Origin of the sequence: Paeniglutamicibacter sulfureus, assembly GCF_030512175.1 — a bacterium.
In the GTDB taxonomy this organism is placed as follows: Bacteria; Actinomycetota; Actinomycetes; order Actinomycetales; family Micrococcaceae; genus Paeniglutamicibacter; species Paeniglutamicibacter sulfureus.
Genome location: NZ_JAULBL010000002.1, coordinates 2071361 through 2086001, shown reverse-complemented (window position 1 = coordinate 2086001; position 14641 = coordinate 2071361). Strand labels below are relative to the sequence as shown.

Sequence of the window (14641 nt, the reverse complement as noted above, 5' to 3'; positions counted from 1 at the left end):
TGTAGCGTCCCTGCCTCCCGCTACACAGAACCCTGTACAAACATCAATCAGTCTATCCGAGCACCGCAAGGACCGTGCTCACACACCGATCTGCAGCGAGACGGTCGAGCCGTTGCGTCCCTTGTGGACGTTCAACCGGGTGGCAATGCGCTGCTTCATCTCGGCCACGTGTGAAACCACCCCAATGACCCGCCCGCCGCTGCGCAACATTTCCAGTGCGTCCATGACCTGTTCCAGGGTTTCGCCGTCCAGCGAGCCGAAGCCCTCGTCGACGAAGAGGGTCTCGATGTCGATGCCTCCGCTTTGCTGCTGGATCACATCCGCCAATCCGAGTGCGAGCGAGAGCGAAGCCATGAAGGACTCCCCGCCCGAGAGGGTCTGGGTGTCGCGCTTGACCCCGGTCCACGAATCCAGGATCTGCAGGCCCAGGCCCGACTTGTTGTTCCCCCTCGGGGTGTCGTCGTGGACCAGCGAGTAACGCTGGCCCGTCATCACCAGCAGGCGCGCCGTGGCCGCAAGGGCGACGGATTCCAGCCGGGCGGCGAGCACGTAGGTGCTCAGCGTCATCTTCAGCCGGTTCTCCCCCGCACCGCGGGCCAGCTCGGCGATGGACTTCAGCGTGGCGTAGCGCTCGAGCACCGGACCGGCCTCCATCGCAAGCGTGGCGAGCTTCCCGAGCGCCGCCTCCAGCCGCGCGGCGTAGCTGGTGAGCACGGCGTCGCGGGCCAGCAACCGGTCGCGGGCCGCGGCGGTGTCGACCACGGCCTGGTGCGCGGCGGCGTGTTCATGCTCGCCGGGCGTCTCGATGCCGTTGGCAGCCTCGGTGCGGGCGAGCTCGATGCCCGGAGCCTCGGCGAGCGTCTTGATGCGCACGGCCTCGTCGTTGTGCGAACGAACGGTTTGCTGTTCGGCCGCGCGCCGGGCATCGTCCAGTAGCAGTTCCTTCCAAGCGGCAGTGTCCGCGACGCCGATGCCTGCAAGTTTTTCCGCCCACTGCCCGGTGGAGGCCTCCAGATTGGCGGCCGCGTTCGTACTCGCGTGGAGCGCGGCGGACAAGGTTTCCAGCGCGGTAGCGGCCGAGCCCAGGATCACGTGGCGTTCTGCCAGGCTCTGGCCGTCCCTGCCCAGCTTGGCCAGGCGCGCCTCCAGTTTCAGTGCCCTGGCTTCCTCGGCTTGCTGCCGCGCTGCGGCCACCTCCAACTCCGTGGCGGTCTTCGTCTGGGCTTCCTTCAGGATTTCCAGCTCGGTCTCGGCTTGCTGCAGCGTCCCCTGCGCGGCGGCGGCCTCGGCGCCGGAGGCCGTCGCCTTGGCATGCGCCTCGGTCGCCGCTGCGAGTTCGGCCGCTGCATCTTCCGCGCCCAGCTCGCCAATCCTGCCGCGCGAGACGTCCAGCACCTGGTTGGCCTTCTCGAGGGCGGTCTTGTGCTTGTCCTCGGCCTTCTCGGCCTGGGCCAACAAGCCCTGGGCCGCCTCGATGTCTTGGGCGGAAACGAACTCTCCTTCTGGCAGGGAGGCGGGTTCCGGATGGGCGGTGGACCCGCAGACCAGGCACGCTTCCCCGTCGATGAGCTCCTGTGCCAGTGCCGCGGCCGACTGTTCCAGGCGCAGTGCGACCAGCTGAGCGACACGCTCGCGGGCTTCCAGTGTTTGCGTGCGGGAAGCGTTCCAGGTGGTGTGTGCGGTTGCCTGCGCCTTTTCCGCCCGGGTTCGGGCGAGCACCGCGTCGCGGCGTTCGGTGGCGCTCCGGACCGCGGCCTCCAGCGTGCCGGCGGATTCGGCCAGGGCCGCGAGTTCCCCGTGCCGGGTGCGCAGTTCCGGAAGTCCTTCCGCGATTTCCCCGATGCGCCCGGCGCGTCCTGACTGTTTGGCGGTACCGGTGTCAATCTCGGCCTTCAGCGCCAGGATGCCGCGCCGGACCTCTTTGAGTTCGGCTTCCTCCGGCAGCGCCGCCTCGATGAGGGCGGCGGCGGCACGGGAGGCCTTTGAGGCCTCGGCCGCATGGCCGCCGAGCACCACCAGCACCTGCGGATCGGGATCGGTGGCGCGCGAGAGCTCCAGCAGGGCGTCGATTCCCGCGTCCTGGGCCACCAGGGACTCGTGGGCCTCGCCGGTGTCCACCGCGGAAGCCGCGGCGACGAGCCGGTGGTGCGCCGCGTCCGCCTTGGCCCGGGCGTCGGAAAGTTGCTGGTGGTAGGGCAGCAGTCCGACGGCGCGGGCGTCGGCCTCCAGCAGCGCCCCGAGGTCGGCGATGTGCTCGGCGCGGGCTTCGTGGGCGGTGCGCAGGGTCCCCAGTTCCGCCAGCTGCCGGTGCCTGGTGGCCCGGTCTTCCAGGGCCGTCCGGGTTTTCTGCGCGGTGGTGAGTTCGGCATCGGCACCCGTTCGTGCCAGCTCGAGCCCGGAACGCAGCTGCGCCACGCGCCGGCGCAGCAATTCACCGAGTTCATGGCTTTCCCTCGCGTCCAGGTGGTCGCGGGCCTCCTGCGGGAGTCCGGTCCGGCCCTCGCCGGGTTCACCGTCTGCCTCAGGGTCTTCGTCCCCGTAGAGCGTGGAGGTTGCGTCGTTGAGAAGGGTTTCGAGGGTCGTGGCACGGGCGCGTTCGGCGTCCTCTGCCTCCGCGCGGGCGGCGTTGAGGCGCTCGCCCAGGATCCGCTCGGTCATGGCGTATTCGCTGGTGTCGAAGAGCGAACGCAGCAGGTCTTCGCGGTCCTTGTCCTTGGCGCGCAGGAACGCGGCGAAGGCGCCCTGGGGCAGCATCGCGACCTTGGTGAATTGCTCCTTGTCCAGGCCCAGGATCTCGGCCAGGACGTGTCCGACCTCGTCGTTGCGGGTGGATTTCTCGATCCACGCCCCGTCGATGCGCTCGCGCAGCCGGGATTGGGCCTGCGCGGTGGTGAAGCCGTTCTTGCTTCGCGTCGAGGGCCGCTCCCATGCCGGGGAGCGGGTGACCTCGAAGCGCCGGCCTCCGGTGGAGAACTCGCAGATGACTTCCGGGACAGCTGTGGGGCCCGCGTGGTCGCTGCGCAGCGACTTGCTGCCCTGGCGCACCCCGGGCAGGGAGCCGTAGAGCGCGTAGCAGATCCCGTCGAGCACGCTGGTCTTCCCCGCGCCGGTCTCCCCGTTGAGCAGGAAGATCCCCGCCTCGGAGAGCGCGTCGAAGTCGATGGACGCGCGCTTGGCGAACGGGCCGAAGGCCTCGATCTGCAGTGCATGGACCCTCATGCCTGCACCTTCTCGCTGCGCATCTGGACCAGCACGGAAGCCACCAGGTCTTTCTCGGCATCGTTGAGCGGCCGCAACCTCACGTGGTCGACGAATCCGGCGCAGACCTCCACGGGGGAAGCGGCTGCCGCCAGCCGGTCGGCGTAGGAATCGTGTTCGTCCACCGGCCGGTCCACGGGTTCGAAGTTCAGCACCAGGGTGTCGGGGAAGCGCCCGCGCAGGCGTTCCATGGCATCGGCGGGGCGGTGCGTGTCGGTCAGGGTGACTTGGCACCAGGCATCCTGCGCCGAGGCGTATTGGTCGGCGGTGAGCAGGTCGTCGATCTTGCCCTTGAGGATGCGCAGCTCCTTGGCCGCGGGCCAGTCGATGCCGCGCACCTCGCCCAGCCCCTCGGGGCCGATGTCCAGCAGCCAGGCGCCCTTGCGGTGCCCGGCCTCGGAGAAGGAATACGGGATCGGGGATCCGGAATAGCGGATGTGTTCGGCCAGTTGCTGCCGACCGTGCAAGTGGCCCAGGGCCGCGTAGGTGAAGTCTGCGAAGTGGGAGGTGGGCACGATGTCCAGCCCGCCGATGCTCAGCTCACGCTCCGAGTCCGAGGAGGCACCACCGGCGGCAAAGACGTGCGCCAGCACAACGGGGTGCACCGGATGGCTTGCCGCCTCCTGCCGTGCGGCCAGGTCCGTGCGCACCTTGTCCAGTGCCGCGCGGATGACCGGAGGGTGTCCGGGTTCGGTGACGCCCAGGGGCTCGGCGACCATGCGCGGTTCCAGGTAGGGCAGGCCGTAGACGGCAACCTCGAAGCCCTCCCCGTCGAAGATCGCCGGCCGATCGATCTCGGCCAGGGAGGTGCGCAGGTGCAGCCCGGCGTGTTCGAGCAGCGCGGAGCCGAAGCCCAGGCGCAGGGCCGAGTCGTGGTTGCCGCTGGTGATGACCATCTGCACCCCGGTGGCGCGCAGCCGGACCAGGGATTCGTCGAACAATTTCACCGCGTCCACCCCAGGCAGCGCCCGGTCATACACGTCCCCGGAGACCAGCAGCACGTCCACCTTCTCGGTCTCGATGGTGGCGATGAGCCGGTCCACGAATTCACGTTGGGCCCCAAGCAGCGAGGCCCCGTGGAAGGAGCGGCCAAGGTGCCAATCGGAGGTGTGAAGGATACGCATGGAAACCACACTAGCGATTGGGTACCACGGGTTGGTATTCGACTCTTGCGCAGGTGGAAAACCACTAGACTGGCACGGTGAGTGAATCAACTGATCAGTACGCGCTTCCCGCCGATTATTCCGACCGTGTCTTCGGCGTGCTGCTGGCCGCCGCCGACGGTGCCGCCCACGCGCGCGACGGCGCCGATCCCGGCGAGACCGAGACCCTTGCCCTGTACCTGCTCGATGGTTTGCTCGAGGCCCTGGAATGGGCGAACGAGGGCGTGTCTTCCGACGAGGCCGCCTGCATGTGGCTGGCGGCGCTGCGCTGGTACAAGCTGGTGAACAAGTCCTTCCCGGCCGGCGCCCCCGAGCCGCAGCCACGCTGGATCGACGAGGCCTTCGACGGCGCCCCGGACTTCGCCCCGGGCGACAGCCAGAACCTCCTGGCACTGGACAACGCCGACATGGCATCGGTCGGCCGCCCGCTGTTCCCGCAGGCCGACACCACCGGGGTGCTCACCCGTGCCGCGTTCATGGCGCTGCTGCCCCGCGTCGACGAGGCCACCACGGCCAAGCTCGCCACCGATGCCGCGGCGCTGACCCACGGGTCCCCCGGCGCCCACCGCGCCGCCGCCGCGGCCGCACTGGTGGTGCGTGCGGCCCTGGAATCCGGGACCGGCTCCGTGGGCCGCTGGGCCGCCTTGGTCAAGGAATTCGAGCCCGAGATGACCGAGGCCAGGGAACCGGACCAGGGGCACGAAGCGCCGGAGTCCGAGGCCGCCGAACGGGACATGACGGCCGGAGCGGGACTGTTCCGCGCGGTGACCCTCGTGACGAACGCGCTGGCGCACACCGAGCCGAAGGCCGCCTACGACGCGCTCTTCGAGGCGCTGGGCGAGGAGCCCGATGCCGAGACCGCCGCCTACGCCACGGCCCTGCTGGCCGCGGTGCAGGGCACCGACGCGGTGGCCCACCGTCCGGCCTCGGAGATCGACCCCATCCTGGACGCCATGCACGATCGCTGGGTCAAGCTCACCGTCGGCGAGTAGTTGCGCGGCGCCCTGGCAACGGGGCGCCGCCACTCAGCCGCGCTCAATGCGCGGCCGCCGGCGTGCGCGGGGACCTTACGCGGCGTCGAAGCCGTCGATCAGCTGCAGGAACTCGCCCTCCGCCAGGATCGCGACCGGCTGCCCGGCCTCCTGGAGGCGCAGCACCCGCTTGGCCTTGCCGGTGAGTCGTCCGGTGGACAGGTCCTCGGGCACAAAGCCGTCACCGACCACCAGCACCGTGGTGGCGCGGGTGACGCGGCTGGCGGTGTTGGCGCCGCGTTCGGCGGCCCGGTCCTTGGCGACTTGGCGGGAGATGCGCAGGTTGCCGGTGAAGACCACCATTTCGCCGTAGAGCGGGTGCGCCGGGTCCGCCTGCGGATCCCCGGTGCGGTCCTCGCCCTCCTGCGGCCACGCGGCCCACTCGGGTTGCACGGGCACCGGGTTGCCGCTGGCTGCCCAGCCTTGGGCGTCCCGGGTGGCCTTGGACAGTGCATCGCCCGGCAGGTAGGCCGGCGCGAAGCCCATCTTCACCTTCAGCACCTGCGCGGCGGCTGCCACGTCGTCCGCCTCCTGGCGGCGGGCAATGTCGATCATGATGTTCGCGCAGGCCCGGGCGTCGGCCAGCGCATCGTGGTGGTTTTCCATGGGCGATCCCGCTTCCTCGGCCACGAATGGCAGCGAGTAGGAGGATAGCTCGTAGGTGCGCCTGGACATCTTCACGGTGCAGGCGTAGTCGAATGCGGGGCCGGAAAGTTCGGAGACCTCCAGGGCGGAGCGGATCACGCCGAGGTCGAAGGCGGCGTTGTGCGCCACGAGGGTGTCGGTGCCGATGAAGTTGGCCATCGGGGTGAACAGTTCGCCGAAGCGCGGTGCATCCTTGACCATGTCGGCGGTGATGCGGTGGATCATCACGTTGCGCGCATCGAAGTGGTCAAACCCCTTCGGCGGGCGCATCAGCCAAGAGGCTTCCTCAACGATCTTGCCGTTGCGGACCCGGCTGAGTCCGACGCTGCAGGCGGAGCCACGGAATCCGTTGGCGGTTTCAAAGTCGATCGATGTAAAGTCCAGGGCCACGAACCAAAGAATACCGTTGATCGCCCACGGCTTGCGCACCGAGACTCCCGCATGTGGCGTGAATGACATCGAAAACGCGCACAAAACCCCCGGCGGACCCGCCCTGCCACGCAGGTGGCCGGGCCGACCCGCCGGGGGTCGGTTTGTTGCAATTCCGTGGTTGCGGCTAGGCCGTGGCCCGGCGCAGGGTCAGGTACGATCCCCCGGCCAGCGCCACGCACACCAGTCCCAGCACGATCGACAGGCCCAGCACCTGCATCGAGGCGAACCAGTTTCCCACCTGGGGCCAGGCGTCGTTGACGGCGACGAGCGCGAGCATCCCCAGCAGCAACACTGCGAAGCCGATGCCAGCGGCCAGCAGGCCGGTGGCCTTCCAGCGCAGGTACACCGTGGCGCACCAGAAGCCGATCATGAACAGCAGCACCATGGCCACGAAGTAGAACAGGATCTGGACCAGCGCGTTGTTGCCTGCAATCCAGTCCATGGCGAAGAGCTGGCCGTTGAATCCCCACCCCCCGGTGGCGGTTTCCACCAGGCCCAGGAGGTAGTAGAGGATCGAGAATCCCAGGGCGATCAGGGCGAAGAGCCCAAGCGTGCCCAGGTAGAACGTCCTGCGTGAGACGCTCATGGCCTGCGAAAACGGGAACGTGAGCGTGAGCGACTGGATGCCCAGGGCCAGGAAGTACCACATGACGGCCTGGCCCGACCCGGAATACAGAGTCCCTTCCCTGGCGCTGGCGGGCAGCAGCGCCCAGATGGCGAACGTTAGAAGGGTCGAAACGACCAGGATCACCAGCGGGATCCCGAGGAAGGTCCACTTGTTGATCAGCTGCATGCGGGCAACCTTGATGACGCGGTTCATTTGAGGGCCTCCTGGTATTCCTCGCCGTTCACGTGCTTCTGTGCAGCCATGGTGGTACGCACGACCAATTGCTGAAGGGGCACCGGGGACAGCTCGAGTCCGAGTTCCGCAGCCATGGCGCGCTGGGTCTGCCCGAGCCGCCCCTTGATCGTGACCGACGCCAGGGAACCGAGGGAATCGCGGTGCAGCACCTCGTAGCCGTCGATGAAGTCGGCGACCGCTTCCTGGTTCCCCGTCACGGCGACCGCCGCGCCACGCAGGGACTCGGCATCCTCGTCGAGCAGGATCCTGCCCTTGTCGATCACCACGACGTGCTCCAGCAGGTTGGCGATCTCGTCGATCAGGTGGGAGGAGAGCACAATGGTGCGCGGATGGTGCGCGTAGTCCTCGACGAGCCGGTCATAGAAGATCTGCCGGGCCACGGCGTCAAGGCCAAGGTACGGTTCGTCGAAGACGGTGATTTCCGCCCTCGAGGCCATGCCGATGATCACGCCCACGGCCGAGAGCTGGCCGCGTGAGAGCTTCTTGATCCTCCGTTTCAGTGGCAGGGCAAAGTCGGCCACGAGGCCTTCGGCCAGGTCCTGGTCCCAGTTCGCGAAGAACAGGGCGGCCGCCTTGAATGCCTGGGCGGGCGTGAAGTCGTCGGGGTACTTCTGGGATTCGCGGATGAAGCAGATTCGCGCCAAGGTCTGGTCGTTCTCGTAAGGAGTGTGCCCGTGGATCAACACCTCCCCGCTACTCGGGAACCCCTGGCCGGTGAGAATCGACATCAGGGTCGTCTTGCCGGCTCCGTTGCGTCCGAGCAAGCCGTAGATGCGGTTCGCTTCCAGGCGCAAGGTCACGCCGTCCAGCGCCCTGAGATCGCGAAATGTCTTGGACAGGTTCCTGACCTCGATGGCCGACGATGATGGCTGGTTCATCGGTTGACGCTCCCTTCGGCTGTATCCGTTGTGAGAGATTGGCGGATCATGGCGCTGAGCTGGTCGGCGTCGATGCCGAGTTTCCTCGCCTCGCGCGCCAGCGGCTGGATGAATTGGGCTTGGAAGGCGTTGCGCCGGACTTGAAGCAATTTCTCGCGGGCGCCACTGCTGACGAACATGCCGATGCCTCTCTTCTTGTACAGGATTCCACTTTCAACCAAGAGGTTCACGCCCTTGGCCGCGGTGGCCGGGTTGATGCGGTAATAGGCGGCGAACTCGTTGGTCGAGGGCACCTGGGTCTCTTCGGCCATGGTGCCGGCGACGATCTCGGACTCGATCAGCTCCGCAATCTGCATGAAGATCGGCCGTGAATCATCAATGGCGCTCACGACGGCCAACCTTTCTTGACACGCAACGAACCCGGACGCTTGATTGGTTCAGTGGTTCATTACTCATGTAACTAACCTACGACCGCATGAACCGGGTGTCAACAGGCAACGGTAGATTCCCGCGGGAACATCGCCGGCGGTATACGGGCCCCATTAATGGCAGCAAAAAGCCCGGCTGCCCGCCTCCGTTTTCGCGTGTGCGCGAATTTCCGTCGTGACGTGCAACCGGGCCCGCGGACTCGGTACTGCGGTGTTGCTACTTGGCGGCGTCCGCATCCTGCATGGCGGCGTTCTTCTTCGCCCTGGTCTTGCGGATCTTCAGCACGATCCAGAGCACCAGCAGCAGGACCACGCCAACGATGACGATCTTCTGGAAGACGTCGGCATAGGCCTCGACAATGTGCCAGTTCTCCCCGAGGTAGTACCCGGCGAGCACGAAGATGGAGTTCCAGATCAGCGAACCGGCCGCGGTGAGCCCCAGGAACTTGCCCTGGTTCATCTTGGTGATGCCTGCGGGGATGGAGATCAACGAGCGGAAGATCGGGATCATGCGGCCGAAGAACACGGCCTTTGCCCCGTTGCGGTCAAACCAGGCCTCGACCTTGTCAACATCCTCGAGGTCCACCAGCGGCAGCCAGCCGACAATCGCGCGGGTGCGCGTCCGCCCCAGCGCACGGCCAACCCAGTACAGGGCGTAGGCACCGACAATCGAGCCGATCGTGGTCCACAGCAGCGCCTCCACGAGGGAAAAGGACCCGCGGCTGGCGGTGAAGCCGGCCAGCGGCAGGATGACCTCGGAGGGCAGCGGCGGGAAGAGGTTCTCCAGCGCGATGGCCAGCGCGGCACCGGGTGCCCCGATGACCTCCATCAGGTGCACCGCCCAGTCGGCAAATCTCGTGATCAGGCTTCCGCCGGAAGGATCGGCGGTCGCGGCCTGTAGCGCAGTCAAGGTAGTCATTGTCTTTTAGTGTCTCTTAAGCCACTGGGAATTCGCAGGGGCTGGGTCCACTATGTGTTCAATGCCTCACGTGACGGGCACCGGATCGGGCGCCACCCTGGCACAGTTGTTCGCGGCGCTGTGCTCGATCGCCGCCAGCACCCGTTGGACCTCGAGCCCCTCGGCAAAGGAGGGCGAGGCCTGCGTATTGCCCTCGATGGCCAGCAGCAGGTCGCGGATCTCGTGGGTGAAGGTGTCCGCCCAGCCCAGCACGTGGCCGGTGGGCCACCAGCCATCCAGGTACGAGTGCTCCGGCTCGGTGACCAGAATGGTCTTGAAGCCCTGTACCCCGGCCGGCGCCCCGGAATCGCACAACTGCAGGTGGTTGAGCGATTCCAGGTCGAAGGCCAGGGAACCGCTCGATCCGTAGGCCTCGATCCTGAAGGAGTTCTTGCGGCCCGTGGCCATGCGCGTGGCCTCCACGGTGGCCACCGCGCCGTTGTCCAGCTCCAGGGTGGACCATATCGCGTCGTCCACAGTGACTTCCTCGTCCCCCGCGGCACCGGGACGCCGGGAGACGAAGGTTTTGCTGGTGGCCGACACGGAACTCACCTTCGCCCCGGTCAGGTAGTGGACCTGGTCCACCGCGTGGGAGCCTAGATCCCCCAGCGCGCCGGACCCCGCCTCTTCCCGCCGCAGCCGCCAGCTCATCGGCGAGCCTGCGTCGACCAGCCAGTCCTGGTAATAGCGGATGTTCAGCTGGCGCAACTCCCCCAGTCGGCCGGCTGCCACCAGGTCCCTGGCCAGCACGAGGGCCGGCACGCGGCGGTAGTTGAATCCGAGCATCGACACCACCCCGGCATCCGCCGCGGCGGATGCCGCCTCGGCCATCGCCTGCGCCTGCGCCACGGTGTTGGCCAGCGGCTTTTCCACCAGCACGTGTTTTCCGTGTTCCAGGGCGAAGATGGCGATTTCCGCGTGCAGCGCGCCGGGGGTGCAGATGTCCACGATGTCCACGTCCTCGCGCAGGATGCTCGCGCGCCAGTCGATGCTCGATGCCTCCCACCCGTAGCGCCGCGCGGACGCCTCGACGGTACCGGCATCCCGCCCTACGAGCACGCGCATGGCAACCTTCGGGGTGTCAAAGGTGGCGTTGACATTGCGCCAGGCCTGCGAATGGGCCTTGCCCATGAACGAGTGGCCGATCACTGCTACGCCAAGGGCCGAGCTGGTTCGGGACATCTATTGCTCCTTGCGGTGGTGCTGCCGGTGGGCGGATCGGGGTGGTGGCGCGGGGTTAGGACTCGAAGGCCGTCGGCAGGTAGCGCTCGACGTTCTCCTTGGTCACCACGGCGGCGTACAGCACGATCTGGCGCGGGATCTCGATGTCCAGCAAGTCGCCCAGGGCCTTGTCCTGCGCCACAAGTCGGGCCACGCGCACGCCGTCGGCTGCCTGGTAGGCCGGGTAGACGGTGGTGGCCTTCACGACGGAGTCACCCGACTGGATCTCGCGCATCATGTTGGCCGAGCCGCCGTTGCCGACCATGAAGAACTCGTCGCGGTCTGCGGCCTTGATGGCCGCCAGCACGCCCACGCCCTGGTCGTCGTCGTGGTTCCAGATGGCGTCGAGCTGCGGGGCAGCCTGGAGCAGGTTGGAGGCCGCCTTTTCGCCGGACTCCACGGTGAACTCCGCAGGCACCCGGTTGGAGACCTCGAGCCCGCACTTTTCCAGCGCGTCCTTGAAGCCGCGGCTGCGGTCCTGGGTCAGCGGCAGGGAGTCGATGCCGGGGATCTCCCCGATCTTCGCATCCTTCTTGCCGTCGAGTTCGTTGCAGATGAAGTCGCCGGCGGATACGCCCACGCCGTAGTTATCGCCCAGCACGGTGACACGAGAGGACTGGGCGGTGCTGAATTCGCGGTCGACGTTGATGACCGGGATGCCGGCGTCCATGGCCTTCTGCGCCACCTGGGTCAGCGCGGCGCCGTCGAAAGGCAGCAGCACGATGGCGTCGACCTTGTCGTTGATCATGGTCTCGACCTGGCTGATCTGGACGCTGACGTCGTTGGTGCCCTCGGCGACCTTCAGCTCGACGTCCGGGTACTCCTTGGCGGTTTCCACGGCCAGATCGGTCATGGCGGCCATGAAGCCGTGGTCGGCGGCAGGCACCGAGAAGCCGATGGTGACCTTCTCGCCGGCCTCGGCGTTGGAGCCGGCGGCGGCGGGTGCGGCGGCCGCGCCGGTCGTGGGTGCGGATTCGGCCGGGGCGTTGGAGACGCAGGCGGTGAGCATGAACGCCGAGGTGGCCAACAGGGCAGCGGCGCCGAGCATCTTCTTGGAGCGAGTGGTGGGCATGGACATTACTTCTCCTTTGAAACAGTATTTGGCGCGGTGTGGGTGGTGCGGGTCAGGTGCGGGATTGCCGGGCGGCCAGCTGGCGCTGGATCAGCACGGCGATCACGATGATGGCGCCCTTGGCGACGAGCTGCACCGAGAGCGAGAGGTTGTTCAGGGTGAAGATGTTGGTCAGCGTGGAGAAGATCAGCACGCCGAGCACGGTGCCGAAGATCGAGCCTCGGCCGCCCGTGAGCAGGGTTCCGCCAATGACCACCGCGGCGATCACGTCCAGTTCCAGCCCGGTGCCGTGGGTGGCGCTGCCGGTGGTGGTGCGGGCCATGAGCATGAACGCGCCGATGCCGGCGCAGAGCCCGGCGAGCGCGTAGATGGCCATGGTGTGGCGTTCGACCTTGATGCCCGCCAGGCGGGCGGCCTCCGGGTTCCCGCCGATGGCGAAGGTGCGCCGGCCGAAGGTGGTGCGGTTCAGCAGCACCCAGCCGCCGATGGCGACCAGGATGAAGATCAGCACGATGACCGGGATCCCGAAGAGGTTCCCGCCCACTGCCTCGAGGAACGGGTCCACGGTGATGATCTGGGTCTTCTTGTCGGAGATGATCTCCGCCAGCCCGCGCGCGGCGGCCAGCATGGCCAGGGTGGTGATGAAGGAGACGACCTTGCCGTAGGCAATCAGGATCCCATTGACCAGACCCGCGGCAGCACCGACCCCCATGGCGGTGAGCGCCATGAAGATCCAGGAGGTTGAATCGGCAAATGCCTGCCCGGAGAGGGTTGTCGCCCAGACGGCCGAGAGCGCAAGCACCGCCCCGACCGACAGGTCGATGCCGGCGATGGTGATCACGAACGTGGCCCCGATGCTGACCACCCCGGTCACGGCGGCCAGGCGAACGATGGTCATCACGTTGTTCGAGTCGGCGAAGCGCTCCCCCGCGGTGACGGCGCCCAGCACGAAGAGCAGCGCCAGGGCCAGGATCAGCCCCATGTTCCGGCGCAGCCCGGCATCCAACAGCCATTTCATGGCGCTGCGCCGGGGAGACAGGCTCGGTGCCTGCTTGAGCTCGGTTGCGGCCGAGGTACTCATAGTGTGGTCCCTTCCATCACGAGGTCAAGAATCTGGTGTTCGCTTAGATCGACTGCGGGTGCCCGGTGCACGATCCGGTTTTCGGACACGACAAGCACCTCGTGGCAGAGCCCGAGGACCTCCTCGAGTTCGCTGGAGACCACGACGATGGCGATGCCCGCCCGGGACAACCCGGCGATGAGGTTGTATATCTCGCTGCGCGCCCCGACGTCGACGCCGCGGGAGGGCTCGTCGAGCAGCAGCACGCGGCAGCCGTGTGAGAGCCAGCGGCCCAGCACGACCTTTTGCTGGTTTCCGCCAGAGAGCGTGCGGGCCTCGCGGGCGGGGTCGGCCGGGCGCAGCTCCAGGTTCCGGATCTGCTCCATGCTCACCCGGTACTCGGCCTTCTGGCTGGTGAACCCGGCGGTGGCGTAGCGCCCGATGCTGGCCAGGGTGAAGTTTGCGGCGAGGGTGTCATCGAGCAACAGCGCCTGGCTCTTGCGCTCCTCCGGGCACAGCCCCATGCCCGCGTTCACGGCCGAGACCGTCGAGCCGGGGCGCAGCCTCGTGCCGTCGATGTCGACGGTTCCGGAGACCGGCTTGGTGCTGCCGTAGATGGCACCAAGGATTTCCGAGCGGCCGGAGCCGACCAGCCCCGCCAGCCCCAGCACCTCTCCTGCCCGCACGGAGAAGGAGATCGGATCGTGTCCGGGGGCCACGACCAGGTCGTTGACCGAGAGGATCTCGGTTGCCTCCGCGGCGAGGGCGGCAACCGGCGGGAAGACGTTGGTGATGGAGCGGCCGGTCATGAGCCGGATGAGTTCGACGTTGGGGGTTTCGGAGACCCGCAGGTTCGAGGCAACCGCCCGCCCATCCTTCAGGACGGTGATGCGGTCGCCGATGACCCGGATTTCCTCGAGCCGGTGCGAGATGTAGATGACCGCGACGCCGGCTGCCGTGAGCGTGCGGACGGTGTCGAAGAGGTTGCGCACCTCCTCGGAGTCCAGGACGGCCGAGGGCTCGTCCATGATGATCAGCCGCACGTCACGGGACAGCGCCCGTGCCATGGAGACGATCTGCTGGCCTGCGGCGGAGAGTTCGCCGACTTCCATGAGCGGGGAGATCTCGGAATGGCCGAGGCTGGCCAACAGCCGAGCGGCTTCGAGCTGCTCGGCCCGGCGGGAACTGAATCCGCCCCGGGATTTCTCGTGGCCCAGGAAGATGTTCTCGGCGACGGTGAGCGTCTCGACGAGGTCGAGCTCCTGGTACACGGTGCCGATGCCCGCCTTGATCGCGTCATCCGGGCTGGAGAAGCCGACCTCCTTGCCATCGAGCAGGATCTGTCCTTCGTTGGGCCGGTGGGCACCTGCCAGCACCTTGATCAGGGTGGACTTGCCGGCGCCGTTTTGGCCCAGCAGGCAGTGCACCTCGCCGGCGGAGACCTCGAACGAGACATCCTGCAGGGCGATGATGCCGGGGAACCGCTTTTCGATCCCGCGCATTTCAAGCAGATGCGCCCTGCCAGGGGTGGCGCCTGTGGCTTCGTCGTCACTCATAGTGATGGACGTTACACGGACTTATGATTATTGTCGAGCAAAAGTCGACCGATATCTGTCATTAATTGTGATGAGCA

Annotated in this window: 12 protein-coding genes; 1 reads left to right on the top strand and 11 read right to left on the bottom strand. The window is 67.2% G+C overall.

All coding sequences use genetic code 11. From position 1 onward, the window contains the following. Window positions 1–78: 78 nt before the first annotated feature. Together Q2T94_RS16225 and Q2T94_RS16220 are read right to left on the bottom strand one after the other, a co-directional pair. The gene (locus Q2T94_RS16225) at window positions 79–3219 is read right to left on the bottom strand and encodes an AAA family ATPase (protein WP_302265724.1); all 3141 of its coding nucleotides are present in this window, start codon (window positions 3217–3219) and stop codon (window positions 79–81) included. Further along, window positions 3216–4382 (bottom strand): exonuclease SbcCD subunit D, encoded by a 1167-nt coding sequence (locus Q2T94_RS16220; RefSeq protein WP_302265722.1) that lies wholly within the window; start codon window positions 4380–4382, stop codon window positions 3216–3218. The genes Q2T94_RS16225 and Q2T94_RS16220 overlap by 4 nt, the downstream gene beginning before the upstream one ends. 77 nt (window positions 4383–4459) lie before the next feature. Here Q2T94_RS16220 and Q2T94_RS16215 point away from each other — a divergent pair, with 77 nt between their 5' ends. Then, entirely contained in the window at window positions 4460–5413 is a 954-nt protein-coding gene (locus tag Q2T94_RS16215; RefSeq protein WP_302265720.1) for an ADP-ribosylglycohydrolase family protein, read from the top strand. A gap of 75 nt (window positions 5414–5488) precedes the next feature. Here the strand turns inward: Q2T94_RS16215 and Q2T94_RS16210 are convergent, their stop codons facing one another. The 9 genes from Q2T94_RS16210 to Q2T94_RS16170 all read right to left on the bottom strand — a co-directional run bounded on the left by Q2T94_RS16210 (window position 5489) and on the right by Q2T94_RS16170 (window position 14564). After that, window positions 5489–6487 carry a 3'-5' exonuclease gene (locus Q2T94_RS16210; RefSeq protein ID WP_302266448.1) on the bottom strand — a complete coding sequence of 333 codons (999 nt, stop codon included), beginning with the start codon at window positions 6485–6487 and terminating at the stop codon, window positions 5489–5491. Window positions 6488–6653: 166 nt separating this feature from the next. Next, window positions 6654–7349: a hypothetical protein gene (locus Q2T94_RS16205; protein ID WP_302265718.1), complete on the bottom strand. Its 696-nt coding sequence runs from the start codon at window positions 7347–7349 to the stop codon at window positions 6654–6656. Continuing rightward, window positions 7346–8269, bottom strand: coding sequence for an ABC transporter ATP-binding protein (locus tag Q2T94_RS16200; protein ID WP_302265716.1), 924 nt, complete (start codon window positions 8267–8269; stop codon window positions 7346–7348). Before Q2T94_RS16200 ends, Q2T94_RS16205 begins: the two co-directional genes overlap by 4 nt. Next, window positions 8266–8625: a GntR family transcriptional regulator gene (locus Q2T94_RS16195; protein ID WP_302266447.1), complete on the bottom strand. Its 360-nt coding sequence runs from the start codon at window positions 8623–8625 to the stop codon at window positions 8266–8268. The genes Q2T94_RS16200 and Q2T94_RS16195 overlap by 4 nt, the downstream gene beginning before the upstream one ends. Before the next feature lie 289 nt (window positions 8626–8914). Then, window positions 8915–9616: a DedA family protein gene (locus tag Q2T94_RS16190; protein ID WP_302265714.1), complete on the bottom strand. Its 702-nt coding sequence runs from the start codon at window positions 9614–9616 to the stop codon at window positions 8915–8917. Window positions 9617–9682: 66 nt separating this feature from the next. Beyond that, window positions 9683–10837 (bottom strand): Gfo/Idh/MocA family protein, encoded by a 1155-nt coding sequence (locus Q2T94_RS16185; RefSeq protein WP_302265712.1) that lies wholly within the window; start codon window positions 10835–10837, stop codon window positions 9683–9685. A 55-nt stretch (window positions 10838–10892) separates the two neighbouring features. After that, window positions 10893–11954: a substrate-binding domain-containing protein gene (locus tag Q2T94_RS16180; protein ID WP_302265711.1), complete on the bottom strand. Its 1062-nt coding sequence runs from the start codon at window positions 11952–11954 to the stop codon at window positions 10893–10895. Between the two features lie 46 nt (window positions 11955–12000). Further along, window positions 12001–13029: an ABC transporter permease gene (locus tag Q2T94_RS16175; protein ID WP_436836836.1), complete on the bottom strand. Its 1029-nt coding sequence runs from the start codon at window positions 13027–13029 to the stop codon at window positions 12001–12003. Then, window positions 13026–14564, bottom strand: a complete 1539-nt coding sequence (locus tag Q2T94_RS16170; RefSeq protein WP_302265709.1) for a sugar ABC transporter ATP-binding protein — start codon at window positions 14562–14564, stop codon at window positions 13026–13028. Before Q2T94_RS16170 ends, Q2T94_RS16175 begins: the two co-directional genes overlap by 4 nt. Between the last annotated feature and the right edge of the window lie 77 nt (window positions 14565–14641).